The organism is Natronospira sp. (assembly GCF_007134575.1).
GTDB classification, from domain to species: domain Bacteria; phylum Pseudomonadota; class Gammaproteobacteria; order Natronospirales; family Natronospiraceae; genus Natronospira; species Natronospira elongata.
Genome location: NZ_SLKM01000151.1, coordinates 1 through 10,453 on the forward strand (window position 1 = coordinate 1; position 10,453 = coordinate 10,453).

The following is a 10,453-nucleotide window of genomic DNA, read 5'->3' on the forward strand; positions in this document are numbered from 1 at the left end:
ATATCCGTACCGCCGCGGATCTGGATGTGGATTACCTGGCAATCTCCTTTCCCCGCTCCGCCGAGGACGTGGATCAGGCCCGTTCCTTGCTGAGAGAAGCTGGCGGCCAGGCCGGCATTATCGCCAAGATCGAGCGATCCGAGGCGGTAGAAGCTATCGATGAAATCATTATGGCCAGTGACGGGGTGATGGTGGCTCGTGGCGATCTAGCGGTGGAGATCGGCGACGCGGAGCTGCCGGCGGTCCAGAAAATGATCATCCACCAGGCTCGGGACCTGAACCGGGTCGTCATTGTGGCCACTCAGATGATGGAATCCATGATTACCCAGCCGCGACCTACCCGGGCGGAAGTGCTGGATGTGGCCAATGCGGTCATGGATGGCACTGATGCCGTCATGCTGTCTGCGGAAACGGCGACGGGGCAGTATCCCGTGCGCGTGGTGGAGGCCATGGAGCGGGTTTGTGTCGGCGCGGAGAAGCAACCCCGGACACAGCGCTCCCGGCATCGTCTGGATAGCCGCTTTGAACGGATTGACGAAGCCATTGCCATGGCCAGCATGTATACAGCCAATCACCTGGATGTGCGTGCCATTGTTGCCTTGACCGAATCAGGCTCCACCCCGCTTTGGATGTCCAGAATCCGTTCCGGCATTCCCATTTATGCCTTGACGCGCCATGAGCGAACCCGGCGGCGGGTCACCCTGTATCGAGGGGTTTATCCCGTTCCCTACGACATCCTCCACCATGATCCCAAGAAAATTCTTGAGGATGCAGCGGATGTGTTGGTGAACATGGGGGCGGTGGAAAAGAAAGAGCTTCTGATTTTCACCAAGGGTGACTTTGAAGGCGTGGCCGGAGGGACCAATGCGATGAAGATTCTCAGGGTCTAAGGGGTTAGGGGTTAGGGGTTAGGAAAAGATTCTTTTCGACTCCTGAACCCCTCACCCTTGCCCCTCACTGTTTTCTCTCAAGTGAGCAGCGTAGCCATTCGTCCAGGCCCGAGAAACCCTGCCATGCGGCCTGACGCATCAACTGCTCGTCTTCCTCTGACCAGTGGTTACCATCCAGCCAGTCCAGAAAGCGCTGCCATTGCATGTGCCGGCTGCGACCATAGGCGGTAACGAAGCGGATCGCATCACGACAGTGCTGCGGCAGGGCCAGGCAGAGGTGTTTCTCCACCACTTCCCCGTTCCAGGCGATGTACTCGCTCATGAAGCAGGCGCCAACCGCCTCCGGCAGACACTGAATGCGTGGCAAAAGGGCCAGTGGCGCGGCGGGGCCGGGCATGGCACCGAGTGCTTGCAGGTCCTGTTCCAGCCACGCAGCCTTATTGAGCCGAAGCTTTGCCAGCCCGGCCATGAGCCACTGCTGGCGGCGTCGAATCAGGGTTTCCAGGATGAGGTAGTAGCCGTGAAAGGCAGCAAGAAGATTGCGGTAGGCATGGGGCTCCACAAGATCCGCGAAGGCGCGGACGAACAGGGGGTTGCGCTCAAAACGCTCCCTGATCTCAGCGGTCTCCGATAGCAGGTAATGACTCAGGTCTGTCCCTGACTCAGAGGCAACGCCAGCCATAGCAACATTCCCGCCATTATGATCAGTGACAACCAGGTGAGAACCATACCCCAGAAGCGACCAAAACTGATACCGCCAGAGCGACTCAGGCCCCAGGCATGCAGGAAGCGCCCCAGCAGCAGGCCACCACCCAGTAAATGCAAAAAGCCAACGTGAATGCCCTGAATTTCCAGCAGGGCGAGCAGAAGCAGCCCCAATGGCAGGTTCTCTACCGCATTGGCGTGGGCGCGCATGGCCAGGGCGATATCCTCTCGGCCACCACTGTTGATGCCAACCCGGTGGCGTCGCCTCAGGGGCGGGATACGGCCGGCCAGGGCAAGCAACAACAATGCTCCCAGGCCCGCATAAAGACTGCTTACCGGTAGCCAGATCATGTTTGTCCCCTCAAGGCTGGATCAGAGTGTCGCGGTCTCGTTCAGTTGGGTTTTCAGGTTCGGATTATTGTCCAGCATACAGGCAACCAGATGGTTCTGATAATCCGGCGGCAGAGCGTGTTCCCGTGCACCCTCAAGGATATGACGGACATAGTGCCATTGGGTGACCAGGTCCTGACGAGGCTGGCGGGGGTGATAGGTTTGGATGTTCTCGGGGAAATCCTTGCCATCTGCGCTGAGCAGTTCCACGGGGCCCCGCCAATAATCCCGCCCCTCATCTTCTATGGCATCCAGTGTGGGATGGTCGGCGGTTTCGCTTCGAACAACGAAGTGATGTGGAATGTCATAGACCACCCCCCAGACGGGCCGTTCACCGCCGGGCAGGATGCCGGCGGCAGCGCAATCGTTGATGCCACCCCAGACTGGAAAGCAGAATTGATAGGGGTGTCGGGTACGGGCTATGCCAACGACACGGGCGGCGCCGCCCAGCCGCTGGCGGCTGTTCAGGCGTCGGGAAGAAAGATTGGAGCCATACTGGAAGACAAGCATTCGAGCCCCCCTGATTCAGCGTCTACTGAGCCGGCCGAGTGGTTTTGACCCGCCAAGAATAAGCACGGAGCCGGTTTCTCGGCAAGGATTGATCCCGTTCGTCGGTCAGTTTGGTCATTGATGCGACTAATTGGATTCGCCAGAGAATCGCCCCCGCCCGCAGCTTGTGCCAGAATCCCGGTGAGGCACCGAAGGAGGAGGCGATGGTTAAGCGCATCATGATATGGGGTGTGGGCGGATTGGGCCTGACGGTGGCCCTGCTGATCGCAGTGGCCTATTTGCTATTGCGCGCCAGCCTGCCGCTCACAGATGGTGCTTACTCGGTCCCCGGACTCACGGCCCCGGTCACGGTATATAAGGATGCGCAGGGTGTGCCCACCATCAAGGCGGCAGACCTGGATGATCTCGTCCGTGCCAGCGGTTTCATCCATTCCCAGTCTCGCTTTTTTCAGATGGACACCCTGCGACGTTCGGGCGCGGGTGAAATGGCGGCCCTGTTCGGTGAGGTGGCAGTGGATTTTGATCGGGAGCGTCGCCGCTGGCGGGGCCGTGCCCTGGCCGAACAGGCACTCGAAAACCTGAGCGCAAAAGAGCGGGCCATGTTGGGTGCCTATACCGAGGGGGTCAATGCCGGCCTGGAGGCCCTGGCAGCCCGGCCGCCTGAATACTGGCTGCTGCGCACCCGTCCCGAGCCCTGGCAGGAAGCCGATAGCCTGCTGGTAAACCTGGCCATGTACTTCTATCTCACCGATCAGCGGGCCATGCGTAGTCTGCGAATGGCACAGATGGCGGATGCCCTACCCAGCGAGGTGCTGGCCTTTCTGCTTGACCCTGCCGACCCCATGGATGCCCCCATCGTCGAGGAGCCCTATCCGGCGCTACCGCCAGTGCCCTCGGTCGAGGCCCTGGATACTCGTCAGTTCGAGGATGTGGTGACCGATCCGTGGCGGCTCTTCCGTGGCGAAGAACCTCTGGTGGGCAGCAATAACTGGGCGGTAAGTGCCGAGCTGGGGCCGGATGGTCGCGCCTTGCTCGCCGGGGATATGCATCTTGGCCTGTCACTGCCCAATACCTGGTACCGACTTCGCCTTGAGTTGGACGGTGAGCGGCAGCTGAATCTCAGTGGCGTCAGTCTGCCGGGAACGCCTGGGATTATCGCAGGTAGCAATGGCTGGGTGGCCTGGGCCTTTACTAACAGTTACGGCGAGTGGTCGACCCGGGTGCGCCTCGAGCGCCATGAGCCGGACGATGATTCGCCGGGCCATTACCGCCGACCCGGAGGTAGTGCTCCCATTGAAGAACATGAGGAACGGATTCGAGTTCGGGGCGGTGAGGATCGCCTTGTGCATTACCCCTGGACCGAGTGGGGACCAGTGGTGTCGACCGCCGGCGACGATGAACATGTGCTGGTCTGGAACGGTGCCCTGTCGGGCGCCCTCAATATGGATTTTCTGGGTCTTTACCAGGCGCGGGATCTTGAAGAGGCGAGCAAGGCGGCTGCCGCACTGGGTATGCCGCCCCAGAACATCCTCATGGTGGATTCCGCTGGTGACATTGGCTGGACGATTGCGGGGCGGATTCCCAGGCGGGGAAACTGGCAGCAGCCCGGGGAGCCCCTACCCCTTTCCAGCGAGTTCCAGCTCAAGGGTGGCTGGTTGCCAGCCGCCGACTATCCCCGCCTTTTGCGTCCCGATCATCAGCGTCTCTGGACGGCCAATGCGCGGGTCGCCGGGGGAGAGGATCTGAAAAAAGTGGGTGACGGGGGGTACCCCATTGCTGCCCGCCAGCGGCAGATCCGTGACCGCCTGTTCGAGCAGGAAAGCTTTGATGAAGCCGATATGTTGGCCATCCAGCTCGATGACGAAGCCCGGTTGCTTTATGAATGGGTCCCACTGGCCCTGGAAGCGGTGCGGGCCGGGGAGTCCACTGTCGGCAGGGATCGTTTCCACCAGGCAGTGGCCCGCTGGCATGGTCATGCCTGGCCCGAATCGACCGGCTATCCCTTGCTGCGGGATTTCCGTCAGGCGGTTCATGGCCGGGCTTTGGGGCCGCTCCTGCACCCGGTGCTCAAGGCCCATCCGGATTTCGACATGCGCCCCATCCTGAAGCGGGAGCGAGCAGTGCGCAGCCTCCTGGAGGTTCAACCCCCTCATCTTTTGCCGCCTGAGGATGACGATTGGGAGGCGCTGCTGGTATCGGCGATGGATGCCGTGATCGACAATCATGGCCTGGAGAATTCGGATACGGAATTGGTTTCCTGGGGCGAGCGAAACCGGGTTGAAATCCAGCACCCCTTCGGAAGCATGAATCCACTGCTCCGGCGCTGGCTGAATCTGACCCCGGCGGCCCTGCCGGGCGACAGCAATCTACCCAGAGTGCAGTTGGGGAATTTTGGTGCCTCTCAGAGAATGGTGGTCAGCCCCGGAGATGAACAATCAGGGATCTTTCATATGCCCGGAGGCCAAAGCGGTCACTTTCTTTCACCCTGGTACCGTATGGGGCATGATGACTGGAAGTCCGGGAGGTCCAGCCCTTTCCTCCCCGGTGACCCCCAATATGAGCTGCAACTGAGGCCAAAATGAGACATGAAACCCGGGACAGTCGACCCACTGGCTCAAGGTCTGAGGCCGTACCGTCATCCCTTAGCCACAGGATTTATGGCGGGCTATTGCTCCTGTTGATCGCCGCGTTGCTGTCCTTATCAGGTTGCGGTGAAGCGGAGCCCCCGCTGGCGCTGGATGAGATCGACCTTCCCGTGACGGATTCGGAGAGTTTTGCACCCAGATTATCGGTCGATGATTCGGGGCAGGTTTACCTCTCGTGGCTGGCAGGCAAGGAGAACGGTGGTCATGCTTTTCGGTTTGCGCGGCATGATGGAGTGGAGTGGTCCGAGCCGATGACAGTCAGTAGTGGTGAGGACTGGTTCGCCAACTGGGCGGACACCCCGGGTGTACGGCCTGTGGGTGACTGGCTGTTTGCCCATTGGCTGGTGAGAAGCGGGCCCGGTACCTATCACTACAACATCCACGCCGCCTGGTCCAAGGATGGTGGAAAGAGCTGGGGAGAGCCTTTCATCCTCCATGGGAAGGGACGACAGGCCGAGCACGGTTTCCTGTCATCGACGGTATTGCCAACGGGGGAACTCGCCGTTAGCTGGCTTGATGGCCGACATACGGTGGATGGGCATTCGGGGCATTCTCATGGCAATGGCAGCATGACTTTGCGCTGGGCACGCTTTCAGCCAGGTCAGAATGAGCCGGTTCATGATGAGGAACTGGATGACCGAGTCTGCGACTGCTGCATGACGGCGACGGTGTTGGAGAGTGATGGGCCGCGGGTGTTCTATCGCAATCGAAGTGAAGAAGAAATCCGTGATATTTATTCCGTCAGACCGGAACACGCAGCAGAGCGACGCCCGGTCCGTGACGATGGCTGGAATATTGCCGCGTGCCCCGTCAATGGCCCGGCGGCGCAAGCGGTCGGCAACAGAAGCGCCGTCCTGTGGTACACCGCTGCCGCTGGTGACGGGCAAGTCCGCTTTGCTTTCGATGACTCAGGTAGCAGTCAAGTCGTAGAGTCAAGACGAGTGGACGAGGGAAGGCCATTGGGTCGGGTAGCCATGGCCGGGGATGATGAAGGTTTAGTGCTGTTCTGGATGGAAGAAGGTGATGAGGGCGCGATTATCATGGGGCGAGAAGCCGGGGAGAACGGTCTTGGCCCAGCACGCCCATTAACAGAGCTGAGCGCTGCCCGCAGCAGCGGGGTACCGGCGGCGGTGGCTACCGAAGAAGGTATTCTGCTTGCCTGGACCGCCCTCATTGATGGAGAACGTCGGCTGCGTGCTGGCTGGCTGAATGGATGGGCACCGGCAACGCCGTGATGGCGGGGAGAATGATGCCATGCGTTTGGGCAGCCTCTCGATTTCCAGTCAGCTCTTCATTGTGGTGATCTTGGCTGTCGTGCCTGTCCTGCTATCTTTCATCGTCTACTTCAGCATGGTTTATTCGGCCGAAAGACAGCGAGGATTGCAACAGGCCGAGCGTATTACTGATGCACTTGCGCGCGCTCATGGTAACCAATTCGAGTATGCACGAAGCTTACTGAGAGTGCTCGCCGAGCATGCCACTGCGGTATCCCCATGCGAGCCGGACTATCGTCGTCTTGTTGATGAGTCCGACTATCTTTTCAACGCCGGGGTAATTGATGCAGATGGTACGGTCGACTGTGCTGCACTTATTGCGGATTCCGACTCTGATTTGAGTGAGGCATCCTTCTTCCGTAGGGCCGTGACAGCGGGTACTACGGTCATTGGTGATGCAATGCTTCCGTTTGCTGATTCTGGCAGAGAGTCGCCGGTGATTCATGTGGCACGAGCAATTCCGGGTAAGCAAGGGGCGGTAGTATTTTTAGCGTTAGACCCTGTGGAAAGCATCCTCCCACCGGCACTGGCAGCGCTGCCGGAAAGCTATATCCTCACATTGGTGGATGAAGATGGACGAGTATTGTTCCGAAATGTCGAGTCAGAGCGCTGGGTTGGACACCGAGTGGACGGTGCCCAAGTGCTCCGTGAACAGGTGCAGGACGGGTTCATCAGTCTGGTAATGGAAGGCCTGGACGGGGTGGAGCGCCGCCACGTGGCATATGAAGTTTCACTTGATGAGCGGGGGAGCGTATATGCCGTTGCCGCCGTGCCAATCACCGACGATCAAGTGCAGGCCGCTCGTTACCTTAAGCTATCTCTTATCCTGTTATTTGCAGCATTGCTGACCACGGCGGTATTGACCTATTGGGTTAGTCGACGGTTTGTGCGAGGCAATGTTTCGCCCTTATTGAAACAGATCGAGCGAATTCGCTATGGGATGAGCTTGAAAGATGGGGAGAGCCGGCCCGAAATGAGTCGGGAATTTCGGGATTTGCAGGCCCATCTTCGTCAGGCAGATGAAGAGCGCCGAACAACGCTTGAACGCCTTAGGCTCCATGTCGAAGAATCGCCTGTGGCAGTGGTGGAGTGGGACCCGGACTTCAGGGTGAGAGGATGGAGTGCTCGAGCCGAGGACATGTTTGGTTGGGCGGCTGAAGAGGTTCTTGGATATCACCCGTCTGATTGGCGGTTTGTCTATGAACCGGATTGGCCGGGCTTGTCCGGTTATCTGGAAACAATTACATCTAACCCCCGGACGCGACCACAATACGAGGTTCGAGTTTGGACCCGCGATGGGCAATTGCTCAGCTGCGCCTGGTATACCTCGGTTATTCGGGATAGCCAGGGGCAGCCCGAATCCTTTCTTAGCTTCATTGTTGACGTCAGTGCACGTGCTGACGCGGAGGAAGCTTTACTCAGGCTGAACGAGTCCCTGGAATGGCGAGTCGCCGAGCGGACTCGCGAGCTGGAGCTGGCAAACCGTGAGCTGGAGTCTTTCTCTTACTCGGTTTCCCATGACCTACGGGCGCCGCTGAGGGCAATCGACGGCTTTGCTCAGGCCCTTGAGGAGGATTTCGAAGCCCAGCTGGATGGGGCAGCAGGAAACTACCTTCAGCGGATCCGGGCGGCTGCACGTCGAATGGGAGCACTGATAGACGATCTTCTGCGTCTTGCCCGGGTCTCTCAGGCAGACCTGCGTGTAGAAATTATCTCCCTCAGTGATCTGGCGTCGGAAATTTGCCTGGAGCTACAGGAAAATAATCCGGAACATGAGGTAGCATGGTTTGTGGAGCCTGGATTGGCTGTATCGGCCGACCGAGCCTTGGCCAGGATGGCATTGGAAAACCTGATAGAAAATGCCTGGAAGTTTACTCGTGGGAAAGAGCAGCCCCGGGTGGAACTGAAGCTGGTAAAAAGGGATGATGGGGGGAGCTGTTTCGAGTTGTGGGACAATGGCGCAGGGTTTGATCAGCGTTATGTAGATCGGATATTCGAGCCTTTCCAGCGACTTCACAGCGGGCAGGAGTTTGAGGGTACAGGCATTGGTCTGGCCACGGTGAGACGGGTAATGGAGCGCCATCAGGGCTGGATCCAGGCGGAGAGTGATGAGGGGGGCGGTGCTCGCTTTCTTTTCTGCTTTGGTTTCGGAGTAAATCAGTGTTCGCAGCCAGGAGTTGAAGATGAACGGTGAGATGGCGGGCCGAGCAGAAGTCGCTGATGGGCCGATTATGCTGGTTGAAGATAACCAGGATGACGTAGATCTTACCGTTCGGGCCTTGCGAAAATGTGGTATTAGTAACGAGATCTGGGTTGCCAGGGACGGGGTGGAAGCACTTGAAATGTTGCACCTTGAAGGTGAGTCTGCTTCATCGCCCCCATCCCTTCCCGTGGTGGTTCTTTTAGACCTGCAAATGCCCCGGGTAGACGGTTTCGAGGTGCTTCGAAAGCTGCGAGCAAGCGAACGCTACCGTTTCCTGCCCGTTGTGGTGCTAACGTCGTCTGCGGAAGACCGGGACAAGGCAGAAGCATATTCCCTGGGCGCCAACAGCTATGTGCAAAAAGCCATAGATTCCGAGGCCTTTCTGGAGGCCGTGGGGCAGCTGGGTTTGTATTGGTTGGGGGTAAACCAGGCTAAAAGCCCTTAAATCCCGGTATTACTATTGAAACGGCTCGAGGAGAGAGTTCTACAGTTTTGTCTTTAGGTTTCGCGTATGAATCAGTTGGTGAACGGGCCGTGATTCTATCCAGTCGGTAAGCGCCTGCCATTGTTCCCGGTCTTTCTGCGTTTCCGACGTTGCTAGTTCGAAGATGCCGATGCCTTGTTCGACTGCTCGAACATAGTTCTGAGTATCCCGCAACGTGGTTACAAAGGGGATTTCCAGACTATTGAGAAAGCGCTCGAGTTTTGCATAGACACGCGTGTGGCGCCTTACCCGGTTTGCCACCACTGCCAGGCGGTCGCCTCTGCGACTGATGCGGGCCTTGATCAGCAGGTCGGCGACGCAGCGGGAGGCGGCATGAATATCGATGTTCGAAGGCAAAACCGGAATGATGATCGCCTGGGCTCCCCGGGTGGCCTCCACCAGTCGGTGGTAGTCCAGGGCGGCAGGTGTATCCACGATGAGGCGTTCTGTGCCTTCCGGCGGCCGGGTCTGCCAGACACGGGTAGCCCCCGGTACGGCCTCCGCAGCGCGCACTCCATCGATATGGGGGCGGTCCGGACCCCGCAACTGCAACCATTGCCAGCTTGAACCCTGGACATCGTAGTCCATGATCGAGGTCCGATGGCCAGCGACGGCATAATAGCTGGCGAGGTTGGTGGCAATGGTGGTCTTGCCACATCCACCCTTGGGATTGATCACAACAATTCTGCGCATCATTTTCCGGCTCCCTCTGGGCTCGACAGGCCTCAAGGCCCGCTCATTTTGCCGCCCAGCCAACTGATACTAGCAGTAGTCGTGAGGAATTGCAGGGCGGCTGGCTGCTAATGCGTTGCATTGAGCCGTCGTAACAGGTCAGGGGCACGGGCAGGGTCACTGTTCTGGAGGAAGCTTCGGGTGCGGCCGCGCAGTTCATCGAGGCGGGTACGAGTGATCACCCGTTTGACCTCCAACAGGGTCGAGGGATGCATGGAAAACTCCCGTAGCCCGAGACCCAGCAATAGCCGGGTGTACTGCGGGTCGCCTGCCATTTCGCCGCACATGGAGACAGGAATGCCCGCACGCCGTCCGGCTTGCAGGGTATTGGAGATCAGCTTGAGGACCGACGGATGGACCGGGTCGTAGAGATAGTTGACATGATCATCCACCCGGTCGATGGCCAGGGTGTACTGGATCAGGTCGTTGGTGCCGATGGAAAGAAAGTCCACATGGCGGGCGATCTGATGGGCCGTGAGGGCCGCAGAGGGGACCTCGATCATGGCGCCCACCGGGATGGCGGGGTCATAATCCTGGCCGCGCGCATCCAGGCTTTGCTTGGCCACTTCGATCATCTGCTGGGCCTGCAGGACTTCCTGGGTTGTGGCGACCAGCGGCAA

10 protein-coding genes are annotated in these 10,453 nt (G+C 59.0%); 5 read left to right on the forward strand and 5 right to left on the reverse strand.

Going from position 1 to position 10,453, the window contains the following annotated elements:
• The coding region (pyk, locus tag ACJWXQ_RS06035) for a pyruvate kinase (protein WP_406672367.1) at nt 1-890 on the forward strand (890 nt) is incomplete at its 5' end.
• Nucleotides 891-954: 64 nt separating this feature from the next.
• On the opposite strand, the gene ACJWXQ_RS06040 is transcribed toward pyk, so the two are convergent.
• Genes ACJWXQ_RS06040 through ACJWXQ_RS06050 form a run of 3 tightly spaced genes read right to left on the reverse strand, consistent with a single transcriptional unit; the run spans nt 955 to nt 2,495 of the window.
• Nucleotides 955-1,572, reverse strand: a complete 618-nt coding sequence (locus ACJWXQ_RS06040) for a biliverdin-producing heme oxygenase (RefSeq protein WP_346050524.1) — start codon at nt 1,570-1,572, stop codon at nt 955-957.
• Nucleotides 1,536-1,946: an MAPEG family protein gene (locus ACJWXQ_RS06045; RefSeq protein WP_346050523.1), complete on the reverse strand. Its 411-nt coding sequence runs from the start codon at nt 1,944-1,946 to the stop codon at nt 1,536-1,538. Before ACJWXQ_RS06045 ends, ACJWXQ_RS06040 begins: the two co-directional genes overlap by 37 nt.
• A 21-nt stretch (nt 1,947-1,967) precedes the next feature.
• Nucleotides 1,968-2,495: a gamma-glutamylcyclotransferase family protein gene (locus ACJWXQ_RS06050; protein WP_406672368.1), complete on the reverse strand. Its 528-nt coding sequence runs from the start codon at nt 2,493-2,495 to the stop codon at nt 1,968-1,970.
• Between the two features lie 203 nt (nt 2,496-2,698).
• Between ACJWXQ_RS06050 and ACJWXQ_RS06055 the strand changes: the two genes are divergently transcribed.
• The 4 genes from ACJWXQ_RS06055 (at nt 2,699) to ACJWXQ_RS06070 (ending at nt 9,062) form a co-directional block, all read left to right on the forward strand.
• On the forward strand, nt 2,699-5,077 hold the full coding sequence (locus ACJWXQ_RS06055; protein ID WP_346050521.1) for a penicillin acylase family protein: 2,379 nt from the start codon (nt 2,699-2,701) through the stop codon (nt 5,075-5,077).
• A gap of 314 nt (nt 5,078-5,391) precedes the next feature.
• Nucleotides 5,392-6,375, forward strand: coding sequence for an exo-alpha-sialidase (locus ACJWXQ_RS06060; RefSeq protein ID WP_406672369.1), 984 nt, complete (start codon nt 5,392-5,394; stop codon nt 6,373-6,375).
• A gap of 19 nt (nt 6,376-6,394) precedes the next feature.
• On the forward strand, nt 6,395-8,608 hold the full coding sequence (locus ACJWXQ_RS06065; protein WP_406672370.1) for an ATP-binding protein: 2,214 nt from the start codon (nt 6,395-6,397) through the stop codon (nt 8,606-8,608).
• The gene (locus ACJWXQ_RS06070; RefSeq protein WP_406672371.1) at nt 8,598-9,062 is read left to right on the forward strand and encodes a response regulator; all 465 of its coding nucleotides are present in this window, start codon (nt 8,598-8,600) and stop codon (nt 9,060-9,062) included. The genes ACJWXQ_RS06065 and ACJWXQ_RS06070 overlap by 11 nt, the downstream gene beginning before the upstream one ends.
• A gap of 39 nt (nt 9,063-9,101) precedes the next feature.
• On the opposite strand, the gene ACJWXQ_RS06075 is transcribed toward ACJWXQ_RS06070, so the two are convergent.
• Nucleotides 9,102-9,797 carry an AAA family ATPase gene (locus ACJWXQ_RS06075; RefSeq protein ID WP_406672372.1) on the reverse strand — a complete coding sequence of 232 codons (696 nt, stop codon included), beginning with the start codon at nt 9,795-9,797 and terminating at the stop codon, nt 9,102-9,104.
• A 104-nt stretch (nt 9,798-9,901) separates the two neighbouring features.
• Nucleotides 9,902-10,453: putative PEP-binding protein (locus ACJWXQ_RS06080; RefSeq protein ID WP_406672373.1), on the reverse strand; the 552-nt coding region annotated here is incomplete at its 5' end.

Coding starts and splice junctions, on each gene's coding strand:
- ACJWXQ_RS06040 (WP_346050524.1), bottom strand. CDS start 1,572: ATGGCTGGCGTTGCCTCTGAGTCAGGGACAGACCTGAGTCATTACCTG.
- ACJWXQ_RS06075 (WP_406672372.1), bottom strand. CDS start 9,797: ATGATGCGCAGAATTGTTGTGATCAATCCCAAGGGTGGATGTGGCAAG.
- ACJWXQ_RS06050 (WP_406672368.1), bottom strand. CDS start 2,495: ATGCTTGTCTTCCAGTATGGCTCCAATCTTTCTTCCCGACGCCTGAAC.
- ACJWXQ_RS06065 (WP_406672370.1), top strand. CDS start 6,395: ATGCGTTTGGGCAGCCTCTCGATTTCCAGTCAGCTCTTCATTGTGGTG.
- ACJWXQ_RS06055 (WP_346050521.1), top strand. CDS start 2,699: ATGGTTAAGCGCATCATGATATGGGGTGTGGGCGGATTGGGCCTGACG.
- ACJWXQ_RS06060 (WP_406672369.1), top strand. CDS start 5,392: ATGACAGTCAGTAGTGGTGAGGACTGGTTCGCCAACTGGGCGGACACC.
- ACJWXQ_RS06070 (WP_406672371.1), top strand. CDS start 8,598: ATGAACGGTGAGATGGCGGGCCGAGCAGAAGTCGCTGATGGGCCGATT.
- ACJWXQ_RS06045 (WP_346050523.1), bottom strand. CDS start 1,946: ATGATCTGGCTACCGGTAAGCAGTCTTTATGCGGGCCTGGGAGCATTG.